The 25451-nt window shown below is 72.6% G+C and carries 23 protein-coding genes; 8 read left to right on the forward strand and 15 right to left on the reverse strand.

What is annotated here, in order from left to right; all coding sequences use genetic code 11:
- Positions 1-87: 87 nt before the first annotated feature.
- The 6 genes from AC1VM9_RS17820 to AC1VM9_RS17845 all read right to left on the reverse strand — a co-directional run bounded on the left by AC1VM9_RS17820 (position 88) and on the right by AC1VM9_RS17845 (position 7114).
- Positions 88-2916, reverse strand: a complete 2829-nt coding sequence (locus AC1VM9_RS17820) for a DEAD/DEAH box helicase (RefSeq protein ID WP_483123579.1) — start codon at positions 2914-2916, stop codon at positions 88-90.
- Positions 2913-3827 (reverse strand): diacylglycerol/lipid kinase family protein, encoded by a 915-nt coding sequence (locus AC1VM9_RS17825; protein ID WP_483123580.1) that lies wholly within the window; start codon positions 3825-3827, stop codon positions 2913-2915. Before AC1VM9_RS17825 ends, AC1VM9_RS17820 begins: the two co-directional genes overlap by 4 nt.
- Before the next feature lie 9 nt (positions 3828-3836).
- On the reverse strand, positions 3837-4643 hold the full coding sequence (tatC, locus tag AC1VM9_RS17830; protein ID WP_481341191.1) for a twin-arginine translocase subunit TatC: 807 nt from the start codon (positions 4641-4643) through the stop codon (positions 3837-3839).
- A gap of 54 nt (positions 4644-4697) precedes the next feature.
- Positions 4698-5084, reverse strand: coding sequence for a Sec-independent protein translocase subunit TatA (tatA, locus tag AC1VM9_RS17835; protein ID WP_481341190.1), 387 nt, complete (start codon positions 5082-5084; stop codon positions 4698-4700).
- Positions 5085-5234: 150 nt separating this feature from the next.
- The gene (locus tag AC1VM9_RS17840) at positions 5235-6227 is read right to left on the reverse strand and encodes a helix-turn-helix transcriptional regulator (protein ID WP_481341189.1); all 993 of its coding nucleotides are present in this window, start codon (positions 6225-6227) and stop codon (positions 5235-5237) included.
- On the reverse strand, positions 6224-7114 hold the full coding sequence (locus AC1VM9_RS17845; RefSeq protein ID WP_483123582.1) for a helix-turn-helix transcriptional regulator: 891 nt from the start codon (positions 7112-7114) through the stop codon (positions 6224-6226). Before AC1VM9_RS17845 ends, AC1VM9_RS17840 begins: the two co-directional genes overlap by 4 nt.
- A 227-nt stretch (positions 7115-7341) precedes the next feature.
- On the opposite strand from AC1VM9_RS17845, the gene AC1VM9_RS17850 reads away from it, so the two are divergent.
- Positions 7342-8457, forward strand: coding sequence for a DUF3866 family protein (locus AC1VM9_RS17850; protein WP_483123583.1), 1116 nt, complete (start codon positions 7342-7344; stop codon positions 8455-8457).
- 314 nt (positions 8458-8771) lie between these two features.
- Here the strand turns inward: AC1VM9_RS17850 and AC1VM9_RS17855 are convergent, their stop codons facing one another.
- From AC1VM9_RS17855 to pafA, 3 genes are all read right to left on the reverse strand, one after another.
- On the reverse strand, positions 8772-9158 hold the full coding sequence (locus AC1VM9_RS17855) for an FKBP-type peptidyl-prolyl cis-trans isomerase (protein WP_481341186.1): 387 nt from the start codon (positions 9156-9158) through the stop codon (positions 8772-8774).
- 105 nt (positions 9159-9263) lie between these two features.
- Positions 9264-10274, reverse strand: coding sequence for an FKBP-type peptidyl-prolyl cis-trans isomerase (locus tag AC1VM9_RS17860; RefSeq protein WP_483123584.1), 1011 nt, complete (start codon positions 10272-10274; stop codon positions 9264-9266).
- Positions 10275-10407: 133 nt separating this feature from the next.
- The gene (gene pafA / locus AC1VM9_RS17865) at positions 10408-11799 is read right to left on the reverse strand and encodes a Pup--protein ligase (RefSeq protein ID WP_481341184.1); all 1392 of its coding nucleotides are present in this window, start codon (positions 11797-11799) and stop codon (positions 10408-10410) included.
- Positions 11800-11887: 88 nt separating this feature from the next.
- On the opposite strand from pafA, the gene AC1VM9_RS17870 reads away from it, so the two are divergent.
- Positions 11888-12904, forward strand: coding sequence for an NAD-dependent epimerase/dehydratase family protein (locus tag AC1VM9_RS17870; protein ID WP_483123586.1), 1017 nt, complete (start codon positions 11888-11890; stop codon positions 12902-12904).
- Positions 12905-12915: 11 nt separating this feature from the next.
- On the opposite strand, the gene AC1VM9_RS17875 is transcribed toward AC1VM9_RS17870, so the two are convergent.
- From AC1VM9_RS17875 to AC1VM9_RS17885, 3 genes are all read right to left on the reverse strand, one after another.
- Positions 12916-13557, reverse strand: coding sequence for a GerMN domain-containing protein (locus tag AC1VM9_RS17875; RefSeq protein WP_483123587.1), 642 nt, complete (start codon positions 13555-13557; stop codon positions 12916-12918).
- Entirely contained in the window at positions 13532-14779 is a 1248-nt protein-coding gene (locus AC1VM9_RS17880; protein WP_483123588.1) for a HAMP domain-containing sensor histidine kinase, read from the reverse strand. Before AC1VM9_RS17880 ends, AC1VM9_RS17875 begins: the two co-directional genes overlap by 26 nt.
- A 152-nt stretch (positions 14780-14931) precedes the next feature.
- Entirely contained in the window at positions 14932-15618 is a 687-nt protein-coding gene (locus tag AC1VM9_RS17885) for a response regulator (RefSeq protein WP_481341180.1), read from the reverse strand.
- Between the two features lie 242 nt (positions 15619-15860).
- Between AC1VM9_RS17885 and AC1VM9_RS17890 the strand changes: the two genes are divergently transcribed.
- From AC1VM9_RS17890 to AC1VM9_RS17915, 6 genes are all read left to right on the forward strand, one after another.
- A complete protein-coding gene (locus AC1VM9_RS17890; protein ID WP_483123590.1) occupies positions 15861-17666 on the forward strand; it encodes an ABC transporter substrate-binding protein in 1806 nt (601 codons plus the stop codon).
- Positions 17667-17789: 123 nt separating this feature from the next.
- Complete coding sequence (locus tag AC1VM9_RS17895; RefSeq protein WP_481341178.1) at positions 17790-18821, forward strand: ABC transporter ATP-binding protein; 1032 nt, start codon at positions 17790-17792, stop codon at positions 18819-18821.
- Complete coding sequence (locus tag AC1VM9_RS17900; protein ID WP_481341177.1) at positions 18818-19936, forward strand: ABC transporter ATP-binding protein; 1119 nt, start codon at positions 18818-18820, stop codon at positions 19934-19936. The genes AC1VM9_RS17895 and AC1VM9_RS17900 overlap by 4 nt, the downstream gene beginning before the upstream one ends.
- Complete coding sequence (locus AC1VM9_RS17905; protein WP_481341176.1) at positions 19933-20946, forward strand: ABC transporter permease; 1014 nt, start codon at positions 19933-19935, stop codon at positions 20944-20946. Before AC1VM9_RS17900 ends, AC1VM9_RS17905 begins: the two co-directional genes overlap by 4 nt.
- A 9-nt stretch (positions 20947-20955) precedes the next feature.
- A complete protein-coding gene (locus AC1VM9_RS17910; protein WP_483123591.1) occupies positions 20956-21915 on the forward strand; it encodes an ABC transporter permease in 960 nt (319 codons plus the stop codon).
- 229 nt (positions 21916-22144) lie between these two features.
- A complete protein-coding gene (locus AC1VM9_RS17915; protein ID WP_483123593.1) occupies positions 22145-23380 on the forward strand; it encodes a hypothetical protein in 1236 nt (411 codons plus the stop codon).
- A gap of 148 nt (positions 23381-23528) precedes the next feature.
- On the opposite strand, the gene prcA is transcribed toward AC1VM9_RS17915, so the two are convergent.
- The 3 genes from prcA to AC1VM9_RS17930 are packed head-to-tail and all read right to left on the reverse strand — an operon-like array spanning position 23529 to position 25407.
- Positions 23529-24374 carry a proteasome subunit alpha gene (prcA, locus tag AC1VM9_RS17920; protein WP_483123594.1) on the reverse strand — a complete coding sequence of 282 codons (846 nt, stop codon included), beginning with the start codon at positions 24372-24374 and terminating at the stop codon, positions 23529-23531.
- Complete coding sequence (prcB, locus tag AC1VM9_RS17925) at positions 24371-25204, reverse strand: proteasome subunit beta (protein WP_483123595.1); 834 nt, start codon at positions 25202-25204, stop codon at positions 24371-24373. Before prcB ends, prcA begins: the two co-directional genes overlap by 4 nt.
- Entirely contained in the window at positions 25201-25407 is a 207-nt protein-coding gene (locus AC1VM9_RS17930; protein ID WP_481341195.1) for a ubiquitin-like protein Pup, read from the reverse strand. The genes prcB and AC1VM9_RS17930 overlap by 4 nt, the downstream gene beginning before the upstream one ends.
- Positions 25408-25451: the final 44 nt, after the last annotated feature.

Below are 25451 nucleotides of genomic sequence, written 5' to 3' on the forward strand. Positions count from 1 at the left end.
GCCTAGCCGACGGCACCGGCAGACGACGACTCGACAGCGGGCCGGGTGCCGCTCCCCCGCCTCGGCGAGACCATGCGGGCGGCGGCGTCAGTCGATGCGGTCGGCGGCCACGACGCCGCGGAGCACGCCGTCGGACGCGCGTCGCGCGGTCTCCTGCAGGACCGGGTCACCGGCGTCCGTGAGCTGCCCGAGCAGGTCGACGACCTGCTTGCACCGGCGGACGAAGTCGCCTGCGGCGAGGTCGGTGCCGCGCAGGACGTCCTCGAGCCGCTGGCCGCTCGCCCACCGGTGGACCGCCCACGCGATGCCCGCGTCCGGCATCGCCGTGCGGGGCAGCGCGAGGGCGCCCTCGGCGTCCTCGAGGTCGGACCAGATGCGCACCATGCGGTCGTAGGCCTCGCGAACCTCGTCGTTGGGCCACCGCGGTGTCAGCCCGCCGTCCTCGCGCCGCGGCTCGTGCACGAGCGTCGACACGACCGCGGCGAGCGACGGCGGGTCGAGCCGACGCCACAGGCCCTCGCGCAGCGACTCGGCGGCGAGGAGGTCCTTCTCGGTGTAGAGGCGGCCCAGCCGGTCGCCGTCACCGGTGACCCGCGTCCCGCCGTCGGCGAGGTAGCCCATCTCGCCGAGCAGGTCGCAGATGCGGTCGAAGGTCTTGGCCACCGAGTTGGTCCGGCCGTCGATCTTGCGCTGCAGACCCTCGGTCTCGCGCCTGAGGCGGAAGTACCGCTCGGCCCACCGCGCGTGCTGCTCGCGGTCCGGGCACCGGTGGCAGGGGTGGTGCCGCAGCGCCCGCAGCAGCTCCTCGATGCGGGCGTCCGTCGGGTCCTGGGACGGCTCGGACCCGCCGCGCCGGGGCGGGTCGTACGGGACGGTGGCGCGCAGGGTCGCGGCGAGGTCACGGCGCGCCTTGGGGTTCTTGGCGTTGAACTGCTTGGGAACCCGCATCGTGCCCAGGGGCTCGATGGGCGTCGGCACGTCGTGCAGGGTCAGGCGACGCAGGTGGTGGTCCTCGGTGACGACAGAGGGTGAGGCGGGGTCACCCTTGCCGCCACGGTTCGGCATGACGACGACGGCCAAGCCCGTGTGCCGGCCCGCGGGGATACGGACGATGTCGCCGATCTTGAGGCTCTCCAGGGAGATCGCGGCGGCTGCCCGCAGGGAGGCGGACCTGCGCTTGGCGCCCTCCTTCTCCAGGCTGCGGATCTCCTCGCGCATGGCGGCGTACTCGGTGAAGTCGCCGAGGTGGCAGGCCATCGACTCGGCGTACCCGGCGAGCGCCTCCTCGTTGCGGCGGACCGTGCGCACGAACCCGACGACCGCGCGGTCGGCCTGGAACTGGGCGAACGAGGTCTCGAGGACAGTTCGGGCGGTGTCGCGGCCGAACTGGCGCACGAGGTTGACCGCCATGTTGTACGTGGGCCGGAAGCTCGAGCGCAGCGGGTAGGTGCGGGTCGAGGCGAGACCGGCGACGGCCGCCGGGTCCAGGCCACGGTTCCACAACACGACCGCATGGCCCTCGATGTCGATGCCGCGGCGCCCGGCCCGACCCGTCAGCTGGGTGTACTCGGCCGGCGAGATGTCGACGTGGTTCTCGCCGTTGAACTTGACCAGTCGCTCGAGGACGACGGTCCTGGCCGGCATGTTGATCCCCAGGGCGAGCGTCTCGGTGGCGAACACGGCCCGGATGCGGCCCTGCGTGAACAGCTCCTCGACGACCTCGCGGAAGGTCGGGAGCATGCCGGCGTGGTGGGCAGCGAAGCCGCGCGAGATGCCGTCGACGAAGTCCCAGTAGCCGAGCACCGAGAGGTCCTCGTCGGCCAGCCCCGCGACGCGCTCCTCGACGACGCGGCGGTTGCGCTCGCCGTCGGCCTCGGGGATGAGACGCAGGCCCCCGGCCAGCAGCTGGCCGACCGCGGCCTCGCAGCCGGCCCGGCTGAAGATGAAGGTGATCGCCGGCAGCAGACCCTCGCGCTCGAGGCGGGTCACGACCTCCCCGCGCGTGGCACCTCCGCCCGGCCGGCCACCCCGGGCGAACCCGTTGCCGCCCTCGCCACCGCCCGGCCCCCGTCCGTTGCCGCGCCGTCCCCGGCCGGCCCAGTCGTCGCGCCCGTCGCGCCCGTTGCGGCCGCCTCTTCCCGGGCGGCCCTTGGCGCGGCCGCCCCGGTTGCTGACCCAGTGGCTGTCCCAGGCGCCGCGCTGCTCGGTGCCGCGGATGGCGTGGACGAGGTCGGGGTTGACCCCCACCTCGACGGTGGGGCCCGACGCGGACACCTCCTCCTCGACGAAGAGGTCGAAGAGGGTCTGGCCGACCATCATGTGCTGCCACAGCGGCACCGGGCGGTGCTCGGACACGATGACCTCGGTGTCCCCGCGGACCTCGCCGAGCCACGCGCCGAACTCCTCGGCGTTGCTCACGGTGGCCGACAGCGAGACGACGCTGACGTCCGCCGGCAGGTGGATGATGACCTCCTCCCACACGGCACCCCGGAACCGGTCCGCCAGGTAGTGGACCTCGTCCATGACGACCCAGCCCAGCCCGCGCAGCGTCGCGGACCCGGCGTACATCATGTTGCGCAGCACCTCGGTGGTCATGACCACGACGGGTGCCTCACCGTTGACCGACGAGTCGCCGGTGAGCAGCCCGACCTTGTCGGCGCCGTAGCGCCGGACGAGGTCGGCGTACTTCTGGTTGGACAGCGCCTTGATCGGCGTCGTGTAGAACGCCTTGCGGCCGGTGGCGAGGGCCAGGTGGACGGCGAACTCGCCCACGACGGTCTTGCCCGCGCCGGTGGGGGCCGCCACGAGGACACCGCGTCCCTCCTCGACGGCTCGGCACGCCTCGGTCTGGAAGTCGTCGAGCGGGAAGTCCAGCTCGGACGTGAACGCCGCGAGCTGCGGCCAGGTCGGGATCACGCCGCCTCCCCTACCCGCGGCCCGGCCACGACGACCGCCAGGGCGCCGGGCACCACCTCGATCTCGACGGGCAGGTCGGCGAACGCCTCGCCGTCGGCCTGCGACGGGATCCCGGACGCCTCGAGGCGGATGCGACGGCCACGCAGCAGCTGCACGGCCGGATGGGTGACGTGCCGGCCCGAGTACACGGAGGGGAAGACGCGCAGGAACGCCGGGACCGACAGCTCGTGGACGACCATGACGTCGAGCAGCCCGTCGGCGACGTCGGCGTCCGGGCTCACCTTCATGCCGCCGCCGAAGGAGGTCGTGTTGGCCACGGTCACCAACATCGCACGCGTCTGGATGCGCTGCCCGTCGACGTCCACGACGTAGGGGATCGCCCGGAAGACGGGCAGCTCGCGCAGCACGGCGAGGGTGTAGCGCAGCTGTCCCCTCGGCCACGTCATGCGCCGCGCGCGCTCGTTGACGACCGCGTCGAACCCGGCGCCGAGGACGCCGCCGAACCATCGCTCCCCCGCGACGCCGTGACTGGCCCGGCCGAGGTCGACGTGTCGCGTCCGACCGCTGACGAGCAGCTCCACCGCGGCCACGGGGTCGCGTACCGGCAGACCCAGGTTGCGCGCGAAGTCGTTCCCGGTGCCTGCGGCGACGACGGCGAGCCGGGTCGACGAGGCAGCGCACAGGTTGACGCCGAGGTGGACCATGCCGTCACCTCCGACGACGACGAGGGTGTCGACGCCGTCCGCCACGGCCTGCAGGGCCCGGGCCCGCGCCTGCCCGTAGTCGGGGCCGGACACCTCGGTGACGTCGTGGCCCGCGGCGAGGAGCAGCCGACGCGTCTGCTCCCCGAGGGCGACGCCGGCCCCCTTGCCGGACGTGGGGTTGACGACGAGGGCGACGCGGTCGGGCACAGCCGAACGCTACAGGGCGGAGGCCTGGTCGTCCGCGACCTCCAGCCAGTCCGGCCGGTCGGCCTCCTTGCGCCGGTCGAAGAGGAAGGCCAGCCCCACGGACGCGAAGTAGAGCGCGATCATCGGCGTGGCGAGGAAGAGCATCGTGTACGCGTCGGGCGTGGGGGTCATGACCGCGGCGAAGACGAAGATGATCATGACCGCGGGCCGCCAGCCCTTGAGCATCGTGCGCGCCGGCAGCACCCCGACGAGGTTGAGCGCCACGAGGAAGACGGGCAGCAGGAACGCGCACCCGAAGGCGACGATGAACTTGAGGACGAAGTTGAGGTACTGCGAGCCGTCCTGGAGGTTGTAGGCCCCCTCGGGCGTGAACCCGAGCAGCACCGCGACGGCCTTGGGCACCATGACGAACGCGAAGAAGCACCCGGTGAGGAACAGCGGCACCGCGGCGACGACGAACAGCCGCGCGACGAGCCGCTCCTTCTTCGTCAGGCCGGGGACGATGAAGCCCCAGATCTGCATGAGCCACACCGGCGAGGCCAGGATGAGACCGACGAACAGCGACGTCGTCAGCTGCAGGGCGAAGGCGTCGGTCATCCCGGCGAAGTTGATGTTGACGACGCTGTGCCGTTCGGCCGCGAGGTCCTTGAGCGGCTTGGTCAGGGCGTCGATGACCCGCTCGTAGTAGATCCACCCGACGACGCCGCCGACGACGATCGCCGTCGCGCTGATGACGAGGCGGTTGCGCAGCTCACGGAGGTGGTCGCCGAGGGACATCCGCCCCTCGGGGTTGCGCTTGCGGAGCAGCGATGGCATTCAGGGCCGCCGGAACGGGACGGGCTCGAACAGGGTGCTGGCGCCGAACACCGCTCAGAGCGTCGTGTCGCGGCGGACGTCGGAGGTCGCGTCCGGCGTGCTGGCCGCACCCGCGCCGCCCGCGGGGCTCGTGGTGCCGCCCCCCGAGGCGGCCCGGAGTCGGTCGGCCTCGGCGCGGGCCTCGGCGGCGCGTCGCTCGGCCTCGGCCAGCCGGGCCTCGGCGGCGCGTCGCTCGGCGTCGGCGTCGACGGCCTCACCCGGGACGGTGGTCCGGGAGGCCTCGCTGGACTTGCCGTCCTTCTTCAGCTCGTCGACCTCCGACTTGAAGACGCGCGCCGACCGGCCGAGGCTGCGGGCCATGTCGGGGAGCTTCTTCCATCCGAACAGGGCGATGAGCACGATCGCGATGATGATGAGTTCGGGGGCACCCAGGTTGGGCATGGTGTCTACTCCTCGTCGAAGGCCGGCCCGGGTGATCGGGCCGTCAGGCGCAGCATCGGCGCTGCAGGTGACCAGCATACGTGCGCGGCCCGGACGCCGACCCGTCGACGCAGGTGTGCCCACGATGTGGGCCCGCTCGGGACCGCAGCCTCAGCCCGGGGTCTCGTAGCCGGCCAGCGCGGCGCGGGCCTCCTCGGCGACGGCGTCGGCGAGCCCCGACGGCGACACGACGCGCACGTCGCCGCCGAGCCGGAGCACGAGCCGCTGCACGAGCGCAGGATCGGCGACCTTGAGCGTGACGCGCAGCGAGCCGTCGGGGAGGCGCTCGACGCCCTCGTTCGGGTAGTAGTCGGCGATCCAGGCCGCCCACCGGGTCGCCTCGAGGACGACCGTGAGGTCGTTCTCGCCCGGGACGAACACGTCGTCGAGGTCGCGGGGCCGTGCCTGCTCGGGCGGCGTGCCGTCGACGTCGAGGACCTCGACCGACTCGATGCGGTCGAGCCGGAAGAGGCGCACGGCCTCGGCCCGGTGGCACCAGCCCTCGACGTACCACTGGGCGTCGAGGTTGACGATGCGCATGATGTCGACGTCGCGCTCGGTGCTCTCGTCGCGCGTCGCGACGTAGTACCGCAGGTGGACGCGCCGGCCGCGGGCGAAGGCGTCCTTGAGCGGGGCCATCGCCTCGTGCTGGCTGCCGTCGTCGAGGTCGAGCGCGATGCGGCCCGCCGGGTCACCGGCCGTCGTCGCGACCGCGCGGCGCAGCTTGTCGAGGGTCCGCTCGGCGACGTCCGACCCGACGATGCTCGACCCGAGGGCCTGCAGGCCGGCGGTCAGCGTGATGGCCTCGTCGCGCGTCAGGCGCATCGGCGCGGCGATGTCGTCGGCGTTGTCCAGGTAGATGTGGCCGCTGTCCCAGTCGGCGTCGATGAGCTCCGAGTGGCCGTAGCCGGGCGTGCCGCAGAGGAACAGAAGCTGGAGGTCGTCGACGACCTGCTCCTCGGTGACCCCGAACTCGTCGGCGGCCTCGGAGATCGGCACGCCGCGGTGCTGCAGCAACCACGGCACCATGTCGAGCAGGCGGCCCAGGCGCTGCGTGGCGGTCTCCTGGGGGCGGCGGGCGGTCGTCCGTCGGGTGTCGGTCATCGCTGGTCCCCCTGGTTCGCCACATCCGCCAGGTCGCCGAGCGCCGCGTCCCGGGTCCGTGCGCCGGTGCGCCCATTGGCCGCGGCGGCCGCCCTGAGCGTGGCCCGGACCGCGTCGACGAGCTCGGGCGGCGACACGGCGACGGCGTCGGCACCGAGGGCGACGACGTCACGGTCGGTGACGCCGCGGCGGTAGGGCACCTCGACCTCGTCCCAGCGTCCGCCGAGCTCGGTGGTCCGTTCGGCGTGCCGGCGCAGCGTGTGGCCCCGGCCGGTGCGCAGCCGCACCACCGCGGTGCCCTCCGGTTCGGCCGGCTGCCCCTCGAGGGCCACCTCGGGCACGTGGTCGGCGGGCACGGTGTAGGAGCCGGCTCTGCCCTTGCGGCGCACCGGACCCTCGACCCGGCTGAGCCGGAAGGCGCGCTCGTCCGCGCGGTCGACGTCGAACCCGGTCAGGTACCAGCGGCCGTGCCAGTTCTTCAGCGCCCAGGGCTGGACGTGCCGGGTCGTCACCGAGCCGTCGTTCTTGCGGTAGTCGAAGACGATCGGCTGCAGGGCCGTGAGGGCGGCGTGCACCGCCTCGAACGCCGGCTCCTTGGTGCGGATCCGCGGCTCGACGCCGGCGGCCACGGACTCGTCGATCTCGACGCCGGCCAGCCGCAGCTTGCGAAGCCCCGCGGACGCGGCCCCGGAGATGCTCGCCGTCGACCACGCGCGAGCCGCCAGCGCGAGGGCAGCGACCTCGTCCGGCTCGAAGGCGATCGCCGGCAGCGAGGTCTCGCCGGAGTCGATGCGGTACCCGACCTCGTCGTCGAAGAGGACGTCGATGACGGTCGTCGTGATGGGGATGCCCATCTCGCGCAGCTCGTCCTTGTCGCGCTCGAACATCCGGTCGAACGCCTCGTCGGAAGCTCGCCTGGGCGTACGCAGGCAGGGACTCGCGGATCCGCTGCTTCGACACCGGCCGGCGGGCGGACTTGAGCGCGAGGATGAGGTTGAGCAGCCGTTCGGTCTTCTCGGCCGAGGCGGACGCGGACATCGTCGACCTTTCGTGTGAGCGGCTGGGCGGCGGGCAGTCCGACGCTACCCGAACATGCGATCGATAGGGTTCACCCATGATCCAGTGGCGCCGGGGTGTCGTGGCGCACGTCCGGGCCCGCTGGGCGGGGGCGGTCGAGTACGCGGTCCGGCTCGACTCCGGCGAGGAGGTCCGGGCCCTCGGCTACGCCGACACCGTGGGGGTCCTCGGGCCCGGCACCGGTGTCCTGCTCAACACGACCGCCCTCGAGCGGGGCCTCGGCACGGGCGGGCTCGCTCTCGTCGTCGCCGCGCCCGACACGCTGCCCGCACCGGTCGACGACGTGCGAGGCGTGCCCGGGCACCTCGTCAAGGCCCGCTACACCCCGAGCCAGACGATGGTGCTCGGCGTCGACGAGCAGGACAGCCCCCACCACGCCCTCCTGCGCGACGCGGACGACCTCGCGGGGCTGCCCGTCGTCGTCGCCGACCTGCACTCCAGCCTGCCGGCCGTGCTCGCGGGCCTGCGCGAGACCGACCGGACGCTGCGCGTCGCCTACGTCATGACCGACGGCGGTGCGCTCCCCCTCGACTTCTCCCGCACCGTGGCGGGCCTGCGCGAGGCGGGCTGGCTCGCCGCGTCGGTCACGGTGGGGCAGGCCTGGGGCGGCGACCTCGAGGCCGTCAACGTCCACAGCGGGCTGCTGGCGGCAAAGCTCGTCGCCGGGGCCGACGTCGTCGTGGTCGCCCAGGGCCCGGGCAACCTCGGCACCGGCACCCGGTGGGGCTTCTCCGGCACGTCCGCCGGCGAGGCCGTCAACGCGACCGGCACCCTCGGCGGGCGCCCGGTGTGTGCCCTCCGGATCTCCGAGGCCGACCCGCGCGAGCGCCACGTCGGGATCTCCCACCACAGCCGCACCGCCTACGGACGCGTCGCCCTCGTGCCCGCGGACGTCGCCGTCCCGATCCTCGGCGGGGTCTTCGGCGAGCGGGTGCGTGCCGAAGCGCGCGACCTGTGCGACGCGTCCGGCGGGCGGCTCACCGCCCACGAGGTCCCCGTGGACGGGCTCGAGGAGGTCCTGCGCCGGACGCCGGTGCCGCTGCGCACCATGGGCCGCGGCTACGACGACGACCGCGCCGGCTTCCTCGCCGCGGCCGTCGCAGGACGCTACGCCGCCGGTCTGGCGGTTCGGCGCGCGTCACGCCTGGGCTGACGAGCGATGCGAGCGCAGCGAGCGAGCCGAGGAGGGAAGGCGGGACATGAGCCGAGCGCCTTTCCCTCACGTACTGCCCCGATTCTCGGGGCAGTACGTGAGCGCGCTGCACCCCACACGAGCCGAGCGAGCTAGTGTCGCCGCGCGCGTCACGCCTGGGGTGACGAGCGACGCGAGCGCAGCGAGCGAGCCGAGGAGGGAAGGCGGGACATGAGCCGAGCGCCTTCCCTCACGCACTGCCCCGGTTTTCGGGGCAGCACGTGAGCGCGCCGCACCCCACACGAGCGGAGCGAGCCAGTGTCACCGAGCCAGTGTTACCGCACGTCGTCGAGGTCGACGACGAAGATCAGCGTCTCGCCCGGGGCGATGGCCGCGCCCGCGCCGCGCTCGCCGTAGGCCAGGTGGGCCGGGATCGTCAGCCTGCGCCGTCCCCCGACCTTCATGCCCTGGATGCCCTTGTCCCAGCCGGGGATGACCATGCCGACGCCGAGACGGAAGTCGAGCGGCGCGCCACGGTTCCACGACGAGTCGAACTCCTCCCCCGTCGAGTGCGCGACGCCGACGTAGTGGGCGCTGACCGTGTCACCGGCCCTGGCCTCGCGGCCCTGCCCCTCGATGAGGTCCTCGACGACGAGGTCGGCCGGCGGCTCGCCCTCGGGGAAGTCGATCTCCGGCTTGGTGCGGTCGGGGTCGAGTGCCATGCTGCGTTCCTCTTCCTCAGGTGTCGTGTCGTGTCGTGTCGTATCGGTCGGTCGTCCAGTGTGTCAGCCGGGCGGGCCGTCGTCGGGCCTGCCCGGTGGTAGCCCTCAGTAGGCGTCGAGGATGTCGACGACGAAGACGAGGGTGTCGGTGCCCGAGATCTTCGGCGGCGCGCCGGCCTTGCCGTAGCCGTCGGCGGGCGGGATGACGACGAGCACCCGGCTGCCGACCTTCTTGCCGACGAGCGCCTTGTCCCAGCCGGGGATGACCGCGCCGACACCGATCGGGAAGTCGGCCGCCTGGCCGCGCTGCCACGAGGAGTCGAAGACGCTGCCGTCCTTCCAGAGCACGCCGTGGTACTGCGCGGCGATCGTCTGGCCCTTCCTGACGACCGGGCCGCTGCCCTCGACCAGCGTCGCCTGCTGCAGCGTCGTGGGCGCCGCCGTCTTCGGGACCGTGACCTTGGGCTCCTTGGCGGTGCCGCTCGGGAAGGCCACCGTCGGCAGGCCGGCCGGGCTGGCCGCCTGCGTGCCATCGATCTTCGTCGGGCTCGGGTGCACGTCGGAGATGTCGGCGACGACGACGATCGTGTCGGTGCCCGAGACGCCGAGCTGCTGGTTGCCGGCCGACCCGAAACCCTTGGCCGGCGGGATGGTGAAGGCGATGCGGCCACCCTTCGTGGCGCCGACGAGCCCCTCGGTGAACCCCGCGACGATGTCGGTGCGCCCGAGGCGGTAGCCCTCCACGGGCCGGCCCTTGGCATAGCCGTCGTCGAGCAGCTTCCCGCTCGTCCCGTTGTAGATGCGGGCGCGCAGCAGGACGGTGTCCGACCTTGTCGCGGCCGCGCCGGTGCCCGGCGTCAGGACCTTGTGCTCGACGGTCGTGCTCTTGATCGGCGTCGCGCCGAGGCTGACCTTGGGAGCGGTCTTGAGGTCGACGGGGCCGGTGGCCGTGACGCCCTTGAGGGCGACCGACGCGGCGCTCGTCGACGCGGTGCTCGTCGACGCGGTGCTCTGCCCGCCGCCGCCGGACTGCGAGCCGCACGCGGTCAGGGTGGTGGCGCCGAGGGCGAGGGCGAGGACGGCGGCGGTACGGGCCGCGTGTCGGTGGGAACGCACAGGGGTGTCTTCCGTTCGGGTCTGGCGGTAGGTCTGCGGGGCAGGTGCCGGTCGGAGGGGCGGCAAACCCGGCCACTGTAACGCCGCCCGCTGGGCCGCGCCCACAGCGTCCTGACAGGTCGGTGTGCCCGCCTCAGAGCGGCCGCTGCACCACCGGGGAGCGCTCGATGGTCTCCATGAGCCGCTCGACCCGCTCGTCGACGGACCGGAAGGGGTCCTTGCAGAGCACCGTGCGCTGAGCCTGGTCGTTGAGCTTGAGGTGGACCCAGTCGACGGTGAAGTCGCGCCCATGGGCCTGGGCGGCCCGGATGAAGTCGCCGCGCAGCTTGGCGCGGGTCGTCTGCGGCGGGCGCACCTTGGCCTCGAACACCTCGACGTCGGAGGCGACGCGGGCCGCCCGACCGTGGCGCTGCAGCAGGTAGTGCAGGCCGCGGCGTCGGTTGATGTCGTGGTAGGCGAGGTCGAGCTGCTGGATGCGGGCGTCGCCGAGGCCGAGGCCGTGCTTGGCCCGGTACCGCTCGATGAGCCGGTACTTGATGACCCAGTCGATCTCGGTCTCGATGGCCCCGAGGTCGCCGGCGCCGATCGCGTCGAGGGCGCGTCCCCACAGCTCGAGGACCTGCTTTGTGTCGGCGCTGTCCATGCCCTCGCGCTCGACGAACTCGACGGCCTTGTCGAGGTACTCCCGCTGCATGTCGAGGGCCGACAGCTCGCGGCCGTTGGCGAGGCGCACCGTGGCGCGGCCCGTCGGGTCGTGGCTCATGGTGCGGATCGCCCGGATCGGGTTCTCCATCGACAGGTCGCGCATGACGACGCCGGCCTCGATCATCCGCAGCACGAGGTCGGCGCTGCCGACCTTGAGCAGGTTGGTCGTCTCGGACATGTTCGCGTCGCCGACGATGACGTGCAGGCGGCGGTAGCGCTCGGCGTCGGCATGCGGCTCGTCGCGGGTGTTGATGATGGGTCGGCTGCGCGTTGTCGCCGACGACACGCCCTCCCAGATGTGGTCTGCGCGCTGGCTCACCGCGAACGACGCGCCGTGGGCCGTGGCGACGACCTTGCCGGCGCCGCACGTGATCTGCCGGCTGATGAGGAACGGGATGAACATGTCGGAGACGCGCTGGAAGTCGCCCGTGCGACCGAACAGGTAGTTCTCGTGGCAGCCGTAGGAGTTGCCGGCCGAGTCGGTGTTGTTCTTGAAGACGAAGATCTCGCCCTCGACGCCGTCGTCGTGCAGCCGGCTCTGGGCGTCCTCGACGAGGCCCTCGAGGATGCGCTCGCCCGCCTTGTCTTGGATAACGAGCTCGCGGACCGAGTCGCACTCGGCTGTCGCGTACTCCGGGTGCGAGCCAACGTCGAGGTACAGGCGGGCGCCGTTGCCGAGGAAGACGTTGCTCGAGCGACCCCACGCCACGACCCGTCGGAACAGGTAGCGCGCGACCTCGTCCGGCGTGAGCCGCCGCTGGCCCTGCGTCGTGCAGGTGACGCCGTACTCGTTCTCGATCCCGAAGATCCGCCGCTCCATGCACCAACTCTAGGCACCCAGTTCCGCCCCCGGCGTAGGACAGGCCGCGTTCGACGTACCGGGGCTTGGCGCGTGGTGTGCTGACGCCATGACCTCACCCGCGTCCTCGGTCCTCGTCCTCGGCGGCACCTCCTGGCTCGGCGGCCGTGTCGCCGCCCTCGCCCGGGAGGCCGGCCACGACGTCACGTGCCTGGCCCGCGGACGGTCGGGCCCGGTGCCGGAGGGTGTCAGGCTGGTGCGCGGCGACCGGTCGCAGCCGGACGCCTACGCCGCCCTGCCGGACGCGCGCTGGGACCTCGTCGTCGACGTCGCGCGCCAGCCCGGCCACGTGCGCGGCGCGGTCGCCGCCCTGTCCGACCGGGCAGACGCGTGGGCCTTCGTCAGCTCGTGCTCGGTGTACGCCTCGCACGCCGACCACGCCGCCGACGAGACGGCCGCGCTCCTGCCGGCCCTCGAGGCCGACGAGGCGACGGCCGAGCAGTACGGCGAGGGCAAGGTCGCCTGCGAGCAGGCCGTGCTCGAGGCCCGCGACGGGGCCGCCCTCGTGGCCCGCTCGGGGCTCATCGTCGGCTCCGGTGACCCGAGCGAGCGCTTCGGCTACTGGCCTTCGCGGTTCGCCCTCGCGGCCCGCGACGGTGGCCCGGTCCTCGTCCCCGAGCGGGCCGACCGGCCGGTCCAGTGGGTGCACGTCGACGACCTCGCGGCGTGGCTGCTGTCGGCCGGGCTGACGGGCACGACCGGCGCGTTCAACGCCTCGGGCGCGACGACCTCGCTCGGTGCGGTCCTCGACGCGGCCGCGGAGGCATCCGGGTTCACCGGTGAGCGGGTGCCCGCCGGTGACGAGGCCCTTGCCGCGGCGGGCGTGGAGGAGTACATGGGGCCGCGTTCGCTGCCGCTGTGGCTCCACGACCCCGACTGGGTCGGCTTCCAGGACCGCGACACCTCCGCCGCACGGTCCCACGGCCTCACGCAGCGGCCGCTGGCGGACACGGTTCGCGACGCCCTCGCGTGGGAGGAGGAGCTCGGCCTCGACCGGGCCCGCACTCGCGCGGGCCTCAAGCGCGACGACGAGCTCGCGATCATCCGCGGGCTCCCTTCGCACTGAGGGCGGCCCGTTCAGCGCGTCGGCGCCAGCTCGGCGTAGTCCGAGCGCGCGACCGGTGTCGACACGAGGGCACCGCGCGCGTCGGGCACCGGGACGACGCGGGTGCCGCTCACGAGCTGTACGTCGCTGGCGAGGGTGTTGGCGCTGACGGTGAAGACGATCTGCGCGACGGCGAGCTGCTGGTCGCGCAGCGCCAGCCGGTCGAAACCGGTGGGGACGCCGACGCGGGCGGTGCCCTGGGCCGTGAGCTCGGCCGCCAGGGACCGCGTCGAGACCGGCAGCGCCGAGCGCAGCCCGTTGGCCAGCTCGACCTCGTTGAGCGGCTGCGTCAGCGCCTCCATGACCGGCCCCATGCCGACGCCGGAGGGCACCGTCCGTGTGACGCGCTGCAGGCGGTCACCGTGCACGAGGTAGACCTGCATCGTCAGGGGAACGGCGTCGGTGCCCATCGTGCTGATGGCCCGCTCGGGGCGTGGGGGCTCCGGCAGCTGGATCGGCACGGGCTCGTCCTGCGGGGTGAGGACGCAGGCCGCAGGGACGAGCGCCGCGGCCCAGGCGACGAGCGTGACGGCGACGCGTCGACCCCACCGGCGGTCGGCACGCGTTGCTCGGCAGGTCCGTTGGTGGTCAGCGCAGCGGGAGGTCGACGACAAGCCGGGCGCCTCCCTCCGGTGACTCCTCGGCGCGGACCGTCCCGCCGTGCGCCGCGACGTGGCGCTGCGCGATCGCCAGGCCCAGCCCGACACCTTGGCCGGGGTCACCGCCCGCGCGGGCGAACCGGTCGAAGACCCGGGTCCGTTCCGCGGCGGGGATGCCGGGGCCGGCGTCGTCCACGACGATGCGCGCGAGGTCACCGACCCGCTGCACGGTCACCGACCGACAGCCACCCCCGTGGGTCTCGGCATTGCCGACGAGGTTGGCCACGACGCGCTCGAGCCGCCGCTTGTCGACGGCCCCGACGAGGTCCGCCCGCTCCGCGACCCGGGTCACCGGGCGTCCCGCCGCGGCGTCGGCGGCCCGGCGCGTGAGGTCGCCGACGTCGGCCCGCTCGAGGACGAGCCCCTCCCCGGCGTCGTGCCGCGAGATCTCGAGCAGGTCGACGACGAGGCTGCGGAAACGGGCGAGGTCGTCGGCGAGCAGGTCGACCGGCTCGCGCACCGACTCCGGGAGCAGGGCCCGCCGGTTCGTGATGACCTCCATCGAGTTGAGCATCGTCGTCAGGGGCGTCCGCAGCTCGTGGCTGACGTCGAGGGCGAACCGCGAGTCGGCCCGCACCCGGTGCTCCAGCTCGTTGACGGTCCGGTTGAACGAGTCCGTGAGCGGGTCCAGGTCGGGGTCGCCGCGTGGCGCCAGCCGGGCGTCCAGCCGCCCACCGGCGACGTCACCGGCCACCTGCGTCAGCTCGGTCAGCGGTCGCAGGGCGACGCCGCTGGCCCACCGCCCCAGGCCCGCGCCGACGAAGGTCGTCACGGCGGCGACGGAGGCGAGGACCCAGCCCATGGTCACCAGCGTCTGGTCGAGCTCGACGAGCGAGAACACCTCGAACACGGCGTCGCCCGGACGCTCCAGCGGCAGCCCGACGACGAGGTAGAGGCCGCCGTCGACGGCCACCCGCTGCGTGGCGCCCTGCCCCCGAGAGGTCGACGCGAGAAGGGAGTCCGGGATCGCGCCGGGTGCCAGCTGTGACTTGGTGCCGTACCACTGCCCGGCGACGAAGGCCACGGACGCGACGGCGTCGTTCGTGGGCAGCCCGCTGACGACCGATGCCGGTGACGCCCCGGGCCGGGACAGCGCCCCCTCGACCGAGGCCCGGTCGAGCGAGGTCTCGGTGACGGCCACCTGTTCGCGCTGGGCGAGCAGGTAGCGCGAGACCACCGCCCACGAGACGACCGACAGCAGAGCGGAGATCGCGAGCGCCAGGAGACCGAAGGAGAAGCTCGAGGCGGGCTCGCAGCGACAGGGAGCGCCATGGGCCAGGGCGACGCCGAGGGAGCGAGACGCGCTGTGCCCCAGGCATCGTCGCGTCCTCAGCCCGCGAGCCGGTAGCCCAGGCCCCGTGCGGTGACGACGTGCCGGGGGTTGGCGGGGTCGCGCTCGACCTTGGTGCGCAGACGCCGGATGTGGACGTCGACGATGCGGCTGTCGCCGAAGTAGTCGTAGCCCCAGACCCGGTCGAGCAGCTGCTCGCGGCTGCAGATGCGGCCCTCGGCCTGGGCCAGCTCGACGAGGAGGCGGAACTCCGTGCGGGTCAGGCCGACCGGCTCGCCGGCGAGGGTGACGAGACCGTCCTCGACGCCGATGACGAGGTCCCCGGTGACGATCTGCCTCGGGGCACGACCACCGAGCAGCGGCTCGGTCCGCCTGAGCAGGGCCCGGATCCGGGCCGCGAGCTCCTTGGCCACGAGGGGCTTGGTGACGTAGTCGTCGGCGCCCGACTCCAGACCCGCGACGACGTCGTGGCTGTCGGTCCGCGCCGTGACCATGATGACCGGCACCTCGCTGCCGCGCCGCACCTCACGGCACACCGAGAAGCCGTCGCGGTCCGGCAGCATGAGGTCGAGCAGGACGACGTCGGGCGCGCCCTCGGCAAGGCGCTCGAGGCACTGCCGGCCGTCGGCCGCCTCGAGCACCGTGAAACCCTCGTCCTCCAGAGCCAGTCGCAGGACCCGCCTGACGCGGGCGTCGTCCTCGACGAGAAGCACCCGTCGCCCCATACGGCCAATATACGTCCGCCGCTGCGGCGGTCCTGGGCGCAGATCCCGTCCGTGTCGGGTCCGTGACGGGTTCGTGACCGCCGGGACGCCTTGTGTGACGGTCACTTTGCGATCTCGTGACTTCGCCTGCGAGCGAGTCGGCGCCGGTTCGCACCCTGCCTAGCGTGACCACGACGGCTGCCCCGACCCGGGCGACCGTACCGGCCCGACGGCCGGTGACCCCGACACCAAGGGAGAACGAGATGCCACAGAGGACGTGGCCCGTGGGGGCGGCGGCGGCCGTGACCGCCGGCTGCCTCACGCTCGCTGCCTGCACGACGGGCGGCGGGACGGGTGGCTCCGCAACCGGCGCCACCTCGTCGTCGACACCGGTCAAGGGCGGAACGCTCAACATGCTCGGCAGCGGTGACGTCGACTACATGGACCCGAACATCAGCTACTACTCCATCGGCTACCTCGGCCTCCGGATGTGGAGCCGGCAGCTGTTCACCTACCCGGCCGTCGAGGGACAGACCACCAAGCCGGTGCCCGACCTCGCGCAGAGCATGCCGACGCAGGGCAGCGGCATCAGCGCCGACGGCAAGACGTACACGATCAAGATCCGCTCGGGCGCCAAGTGGAACACCTCCCCGCCCCGGCAGGTCACCGCGGCCGACATGGTGCGCGGCGTCAAGCGCACGTGCAACCCGGTGCAGCCCTTCGGGGGCCTGCCCGACTACGAGACCCTCATCGTCGGGTTCCAGAGCTTCTGCGACGGGTTCGCCAAGGTCGGCCACACGCCGGCCGCCCTCGCCGCGTACATGGACAAGACGCCGCTGCCCGGCGTCGTGGCCAAGGACGACCTCACCGTGGTCTTCACCCTGAACAGCCCGGCCAGCTACTTCCCCGACATGCTGACGCTGCCGGCCTTCTCACCCGCCCCGAAGGAGTGGGACGCCTACCTGCCGGCTAGCCCGGAGCTGGCCCAGCACACCCTGTCCGACGGCCCCTACCAGATCGACAGCTACTCGGCGACGAAGAACATCACGTTCAGCCGCAACCCGGCGTGGGACGGCTCGACGGACCCGGTCCGCAAGGCCTACGTCGACAAGATCGTCATCAACGAGACGGTCACGCAGGACTCGACCCAGCAGCAGCTGCAGACCGGGACGGCCAGCGCCGACATGGAGTTCGACAACTTCCCGCCGCCCTCGCAGCTGCCCGCCCTCATCGCCAAGAAGGACCCGAACCTGACGATCGGGCCGTCGGCGTCGTCCAACCCGTACATCGTCTTCAACACGGCCTCGCCGAACGAGAACAAGGCGCTGCAGAACGTCAAGGTGCGCCAGGCCATCGAGTACGCGCTCAACCGGACGAACATCATCCAGGTCATCGGTGGACCGAACCTCAACGAACCGCTGAGCCACGTGTTGCCCTCGGACATCGTCGGCGGTGAGCAGAACTTCGACCTGTACCCGTACGACGCGGCCAAGGCCAAGCAGCTGCTGAGCGACGCCGGGTACCCGAACGGGCTGACCCTCAAGATGCTCTACCGCAACTCCTCGGAGGGCAGCAGCAAGACGTTCCAGACCGCCCAGCAGGACCTGTCCAAGGCCGGCATCACCGTGCAGGGCGTGCCCTCGCCGAACGCCGACTTCTACACGAAGTACCTGCAGGTGCCCTCCGTCGCCAAGCGCGGTGTCTGGGACCTCGCGGTGGCCGGCTGGGGCGCCGACTGGTACGGCAACGCGGCGCTGTCGTTCTTCAACCCGCTCTTCTCCGGCTCGGCCTCGTTCCCACCGGTCGGCAGCAACTTCGGCCTCTACGAGGACCCGGGCGCGAGCGCGCTCATCACGCAGGCGGCCGAGGCGCCGACCGAGGAGGGCGCGGCGACGCTGTGGGCCAAGGCGGACCACAAGGTCATGGAGGACGCGCCGTTCTTCCCCATCACCAACCCGAAGCAGGCCAACTACCACGCGAGTCAGGTCCAGGGCGGGGTCTACGTGCCGGCCATGCAGAACTACGACCCGACCAACGTGTGGCTCAGTGCCGACAAGCAGGGTGGCTGACGGCCCGACGCTCCCTCGGAAACCTCCCCCACCCTCGGTTCCCGTGGGCCCGACCGGCCCACGGGAACCCTCCCCGGGGTGAACCGCCACGCCGGGGACCGACCCTCTCGGAAAGGCGATCCGATGGCCCTGCTCGAGGTTCGTGACCTCTCGGTCTCCTTCGCCACCCCGGACGGCGTCGTCGAGGCGGTGCGCAACCTGTCCTTCGACGTCGAGCGGGGCACGACCCTCGCGATCGTCGGCGAGTCCGGGTCGGGCAAGAGCGTCGCGACGCAGACGATCACGGGCCTGACCCGCGGCGCGCACGTGTCCGGGTCGGCGCGGTTCGACGGCGTCGAGCTGCTCGGCGCCCCCGCCCGCACGCTCCAGCGGATCCGCGGGGCCCGGATCGGGATGATCTTCCAGGACCCGCTCTCGAGCCTGCACCCGTACTACACCGTCGGTTGGCAGATCGTCGAGATGATCAAGGCGCATAGGCCCGACACCGCGACGGCGACCGCCCGGGCCCGGGCCGCCGAGCTGCTGGCCCTGGTCGGCATCCCAGGGGCCGCCGGGCGCCTCGACGACTATCCGCACCAGTTCTCCGGCGGCATGCGCCAGCGCGTCATGATCGCCATGGCGATGGCCCTCGACCCGGCCCTGCTCATCGCGGACGAGCCGACGACGGCGCTCGACGTCACCGTCCAGGCGCAGGTGCTGGGCGTCATGCGCCGGCTCCAGGAGGAGTTCGGCACGGCGATCATCCTCATCACCCACGACCTCGGCGTCGTCGCGCAGATGTCCGACGACGTCGTCGTCATGTACGCGGGGCGCGCGATGGAGCGGGCTCCCCGCCGCACCATCTTCTACCTCGGCCACCACCCGTACACGCAGGGGCTGCTCGCCTCGCTGCCGGCCCAGGGCGGCACCCGCAGCCGGCTCACGCCGATCGCCGGCACCCCACCCTCGCTCATCGACCCCCCGGTGCAGTGCCCCTTCGCACCCCGCTGTCCACACGTCTTCGACCGGTGCCGGCGCGAGCTGCCGCTGCTCGAACCGGTCGCGCACGACCCCCAGCACACGTCCGCCTGCTTCCTGCCCAAGGACGGCGCCGACCTCGGGATCGTCGGCGCCCGGACCCGCAGGTCCCCCGACCGGGAGGAGGAGCCGGCATGAGCACGAGCCCGGTCGCCCCGGCGTCCCAGCCGACCCGACGCTCTTCGGACGCGCCGCTGCTGACGGTCGAGCACGTGTCGAAGACGTTCCCCGTCCGTTCCGGCGGGCTGTGGCACCGCGGTGACGCATGGGTCCACGCCGTCGACGACGTGTCCCTCGACATCCGCGCCGGCGAGACCCTCGGCCTCGTCGGCGAGACGGGGTGCGGCAAGTCGACCCTGGCCCGCTGCATCGCCCGGCTCCACGAGGTGACCGCCGGAACCGTGACCTTCGACGGCCGCGACATCACGCACCTCGGCCGGCGCGACCTCCGCGCGGTCCGTCGCGAGGTGCAGATGATCTTCCAGGACCCGTACGGCTCGCTCAACCCGCGGCGACGCGTCGGCTCGATCATCGGCGACCCGTTCGTCATCCACGGAATCGGCTCGGACCGCGACGTCAAGCGCCGCGTCCAGGAGCTCATGGAGCGCGTCGGGCTCAACCCCGAGCACTACAACCGTTTCCCGGCCGAGTTCTCCGGCGGGCAGCGCCAGCGCATCGGTGTGGCGAGAGCCTTGGCGCTCCAACCGCGCCTCGTCATCTGCGACGAGCCGGTGTCGGCCCTCGACGTGTCGATCCAGGCCCAGATCATCAACCTGCTCATCGACCTGCAGGACGACTTCGGCCTGACGTACCTGTTCATCTCCCACGACCTGTCCGTCGTGCGGCACGTCAGCGACCGCGTCGCCGTCATGTACCTCGGCAAGGTCGCCGAGATCGCTCCCACCGAGGAGCTGTTCACGAGCGCGCGGCACCCCTACACGCGAGCCCTGCTGTCGGCCCTGCCGGTACCGGACCCCGACGTCGCGGACAGCCGCAGCCAGACGATCCTCGTCGGCGACCTGCCGTCGCCGACGGCGCCGCCGCCCGGGTGCCGGTTCCACACGCGGTGTCCGCGGGCCCAGGCCGACTGCTCGGTCTCGGTCCCACCGCTCGAGCCGGTCCTGGGCGACGCGCCGACCCACCGCACCGCGTGCTTCCACCCCCTCGCCGCCGGCGAGGACCTGGCCTCCGACGCGCCCGCCGAGCCGGCCGCGCCCCAGGCACCGACCACCCGAGGAGGCGAGCAGCCGTGAGCGGCATCCTTCCCACCCCGACATCGAGCGAGGGCGTCGCGCCCGAGCTGGCCCCGGAACCCGGCGGCGCGCCGGCCGGCACCCGGCGCAGCATCGAGGGGCGCAGCCCGTGGCTGCTCGCCTGGCAACGGCTGCGCCGTGACCAGGTGGCCATGGGTTCGCTCGTCGTCATCGTGCTCATCATCCTCATGGCCGTCTTCGCGCCGCTCGCGACGACGATCACCGGGCACCCGGTCAACGAGCAGTACCGTCAGCAGGGCCTGACGGCGGACGGCCTGCCGACGGCCCCGTCGAGCCTCTTCTGGCTCGGCACCGACGACCTCGGGCGCGACATCCTCGTCCGGATCGCCTACGGGGCCCGGATCTCGCTGCTCGTCGGCGTCGTCGCCACCGCCCTCACCGTCGTCATCGGCGTCGTCATCGGCCTGGCCGCCGGCTTCCTGGGCGGGATCGTCGACACCCTCCTCGCGCGGCTCATCGACGTGGTCCTGTCGATCCCGTTCCTGCTCGTCGCCATCGCCCTCGTGTCCATCACCGGACCGAGCCTGCTCGTCACGGTGCTCGTCATCGGGTTCTTCAGCTGGGCGTCCGTGGCCCGTATCGTCCGCGGGCAGGTGCTCTCGCTGCGCGAGCGCGAGTTCGTCGAGGCGGCGCGCTCGCTCGGGGCCTCGGACAGCAGGATCATGTTCGTCGACATCCTGCCCAACGTCCTGGCCCCGGTCATCGTGTACGCGTCGCTGCTCATCCCCGTCGTCATCGTCGTCGAGGCGACGCTGAGCTTCCTCGGACTCGGCCTGGCGCCGCCGACGGCCGACTGGGGCGGCATGATCAGCGAGTCGCAGAACTACTACACGACGGCCTGGTGGTTCGTCGTCTTCCCCGGTGTCGCGCTGCTCATCACGACGCTTGCCTTCAACCTGTTCGGCGACGGCGTCCGCGACGCGTTCGACCCGCGCGCCGACCGGTTGATGGCCGTGGTGGCCCCCGCCGTCGTCGAGACCGCCGAGTAGGAGGCCCCCATGACCCGCTTCCTCGTGCGCCGGCTCGCACTCGGTGTGCTCGTCCTGTGGCTCATCACCGTGGCCGTGTTCGCCCTGTTCTTCATCGCCCCCAACGACGTGGCCCGCACCCTCGCCGGCCGGCAGGCCACCCCCGAGACCGTCGCCCTCATCTCCCACCGCCTCGGCCTGGACCAGCCGGTGTGGAAGCAGTACACCGACTTCATCTGGAAGGCCCTGCACGGCGACCTCGGGTACGACTACTACCACCAGGTGCCGGTCACCGAGATCCTCGGCGCGGCCCTGCCCATCACGCTGTCCGTCGTCGTCGGCGGAGCCGTCATCTGGCTGGTCCTCGGCGTGACGAACGGGGTCGTGTCGGCGGTGCGGCCGCGGTCGTTCGTCGACCGGTCCCTGACGGCCTTCAGCCTCTTCTTCTACTCGATGCCCACCTTCCTGCTCGGGCTGCTGCTGCTCTACTTCTTCTACTTCCGGCTCACCCTGAGCGGTGTCGCCGTCTTCCCCCCGGGCGGCTACGCGGCCTTCAGCGAGGGGCTCGGCCCGTGGTTCCTCCACATGGTGCTGCCCTGGCTCACCCTGGCCCTCGTGTCGGCCGCGACGTACACCCGCCTGACCCGTGCCTCGATGCTCGACGTCCTCGGCGAGGACTACGTGCGTACCGCGCGCTCCAAGGGGATCGGCGAGGGACGCGTCGTCGTCCGGCACGCGCTGCGCGCCGCCCTGACGCCGGTGGTGACGCAGTTCGGCATCGACGTCGGGGCCCTGCTCGGCGGCGTCGTCGTCACCGAGACGGTGTTCTCGCTGCCCGGCCTGGGCAAGACCGCGATCGACGCGATCAACCAGCAGGACCTTCCGGTCATCATCGGCATCGTGCTGTTCGCCTCTGCTGCCGTGGTCGTCGCCAACATCGTCGTCGACATCGTCTACGCGGTGCTCGACCCCCGCGTCCGGCTGCACTGAGACGCAGGGCCGGCCGGGACCCGAGCCGCTCGAGGCGCTTCAGGTGCTCCGGGTGCTCGGGGCACTCGGGGCCCCCCTCGCGCTCGGGGCGGCGAGGAGTGTCTCGGTCGCGAGACGACTCTCCGAGCCGTCTCATCAGGCGTCCGTCCGTGTGATAGCAAGCGAGGTGCGCCTGACACAATGACGCCTGTCCCCGGCACGCCCCTCCACCTCCCTGCATTGGACGGAAATGATCGACAGACCCAACTTCAAGTTCGCCCGCCGCGGTTACGAGCCGGAGGAGGTCGACTCGTTCATCGAGCAGCAGAACCGGACTCTCCAGGCCGCCAAGAAGGACGCCGCCGAGCGCAGCGTCGAGCTGACGAAGCTCAACGCCGCGCTGACCGACCTGCGGGGGCAGCTCGGCCAGCAGTCGCGCGTCATGGCCGACCTGAAGAAGAACAGCTCCCCCACCCCGGCGCAGACCTTCGCCGACCTCGGTGAGCGCATCGCGCAGATCCTGACACTCGCCGACCAGGAGGCCGGCGACATCCGCGAGCGGGCCGCGAGCGAGGCCGAGGAGATCCGCGAGAGGGCGACGAGGGCGGCCAACGAGCTCAAGTCGACGACGACGACCTACGCCGAGCAGGCCCGCGCCCGGGCCGACGAGGAGGCGGTGCGCATCATCGCCCAGGCCAACCGCGAGGCCCAGGCGATCCTGGCCGAGGCCCAGAGCGTCGCGTCCGCGCAGCGTCAGGAGGCGGCGGCCGAGTACGAGAACCACCGGCTCAAGGCCTCACAGGCGTCCGCCGAGCTCGAGGTCAAGCTCGCCGCGCGCCGGGACGCCGCCGAGAAGGAGTTCGAGCAGCGCCGCCAGCAGCAGGAGGCCGCGTTCGCCGAGAGCGACTCTCGCCTGCGCCAGCTGACCGAGCGCGCCGAGCACGACGCCCAGGAGATGCGGACGCGCGCCCAGCGCCTCCTCGAGAACGCCCAGGCGCAGGCCGACCAGATCGTCTCGGAGGCCCGCGACCACGCGTCGCGCCTGCGCGAGGAGTCCGACCGCGAACTGGCGGCCGCGACGGCCCAGCGCGACAGCATCACGGCCCAGCTGACGAACGTCCGCCAGATGCTGGCCACCCTCGGTGGCGGCGCCCTCATGGACAGCCTCGGCGCGCCCGAGAAGCCGGCCAACGCCCAGCCCCCCGTCGAGGCGACGCCGTCGCCGGCCGAGGAGGCCATCGCCGAGGCACGACAGGCGCAGGCTCCCGAGGACCAGACCGCGGAGGCCGGCGAGGCCCCCGAGGCCGACCGGGCTGACGAGACCGCAGAGGGCACCGCGTCCGAGGAGCCCGCCGAGGGCGGGGCGACCGGGTCCGGCGACGCCCGGGCCGAGGCCGAGGTCGAGGCGCCCGCCGAGGGCGAGGCACAGTACGGCTCGGACCAGGCCTCCTACTACCAGCGCGGGAACGTCCGCACGCGTCGCTGACGCCCCGCGCCCGGCGCGGGTAGCCGGGGACACGACGGAGGCCGCCCACCAGGTCTGGTGCGCGGCCTCCGTCGTGCGTCCGTCCGTCTCGTGGGGCGCGTCGCGCGCGTCGACCGCTTCGACCGCGAGCGCGACGCCAGGGCGGCGCTCAGGCCTCCGGCGTCGGCGTCAGGCCGGTTCCCGAGGCGTCCGGGCCGTCGGTCGGCTCCGAGGCGCCCTGCTGGCTGCCGGGGTCGCCACCGGGGTCGCCACCGGGGTCGGCAGCGGAGCCGCCACCGGAGTCGGGGCCGACCTCGGGGCCGACCTCCTCGAGCAGGCGGACCAGCAGCGGCCCGACGATGCGGCGGAACGACCGACGCGGGCGGCCCCGGTCGAGGACGGCCACCTCGAGCTGCGAGGCGTCGAGGGTGCGTCGGTCGCCGTTCTCGCCCTGCGCGAGCACGTCGACGGCAAGGCGCAGCGCCTCGCCGAGGTCGAGTCCCGGCCGCCAGCGCGTGCCGAGGCGCTCCTCGGCCGCATCGCTCGCGCCGCCCATGACGACGAAGCCCTGCTCGTCGGCGACGGAGCCGTCGTAGGTGAGCCGGAAGACCTGGTCGTCCTCGCTCGTGGCGCCGACCTCGGCCACGACGATCTCGATCTCGAACGGCTTGGACTCCTGGGTGAAGACGGCACCCAGCGTCTGGGCGTAGGTGTTGGCCAGGGCCCGCGCCGTGACGTCGGCCCGGTCGTAGGAGTAGCCGCGCAGGTCGGCGTAGCGGATGCCGGCCACGCGCAGGCTCTCGAACTCGTTGTAGCGGCCGACCGCGGCGAACGCGATGCGGTCGTAGATCTCCGACACCTTGTGCAGGGCCCGGGACGGGTTCTCCGCGACGAAGGCGATGCCCTCGTCGTAGCCGAGCACCACGACCGAGCGCCCCCGCGCGATCCCCTTGCGCGCGAAGTCGGCCCGGTCCTTCATGACCTGTTCGGGCGGCACGTAGAACGGCATGCTCATCGCGCACCTCCGGGGTTGTCGCGGCGGGCGGCGACGACGCGCTGCACGTGCCCCTCCAGGACGTCCTGGCCGACGAATCGCGAGCCGGCGTGGTCGACGACCGACACGGACGGCCAGATCTGCCGGCCGAGGTCGGGGCCGCCGGTGGCGGAGTCGTCGTCGGCGGCGTCGTAGAGCGCCTCGATGGCGATGGAGACCGCCTGCTCCTCGTCGATGCCGGGTCGCCACAGCTTCTTCAGGGCGCCGCGGGCGAACACCGAGCCGGAGCCGGTCGAGTGGTGCCCGGCCTCGGGGTAGCAGCCGCCGGTGACGTCGTAGGAGAAGATGCGCCCGACGCCCGCCACGAGGTCGTAGCCGGCGTAGACCGGCACCACGGTCAGGCCCTGCATGGCCAGGCCGAGGTTGCCCCGGATCATCGAGGCGAGGCGGTTGGCCTTGCCCTCCAGGGACATGACCGTGCCCTCGATCTTCTCGTAGTGCTCGAGCTCGACCTGGTAGAGGCGGACGAGCTCGACGGCGACACCGGCGGTACCGGCGATGCCGACGACGCTGAACTCGTCCGCGGCGAAGACCTTCTCCATGTCGCGGTTGGCGATGAAGTTGCCCATCGTCGCGCGACGGTCACCGGCCATGACGACGCCGCCCTCGAAGAGCAGCGCGACGATCGTCGTGCCGTGCGGAGCCTCGATGCTCGTGCCGGCGGGCAGGTTGCGACCGGACGGGAGCAGCTCGGGACGGAACGTGGAGACGAACTCGGTGAAGGACGAGGACCCGGCCGCGAGGTAGGCGTCGTCGAGCCGGCGAGGACGCCCCGGCACGGGTTGCGTCACTGGCCGCCCTTCTGGACGAAGCCGCGGACGAACTCCTCGGCGTTCGACTCGAGAACACCGTCGATCTCGTCGAGGACGTTGTCGATGTCGTCGTCGAGACCCTCCTTGACCGCGGCGCCCGCCGGGGCTGCTGGCGGGGTCTCGGGAGCCTCCGGCGGCTCGTCCTCGCGACGCTGTGGCTTGGCGTGCTCCTGTCCCGACATGACGACCTCCTGGAAGTTGGTGAGCCCCCGGCAGTCCGGGGGGC

Source organism: Monashia sp. HAY1-11D (assembly GCF_056868035.1).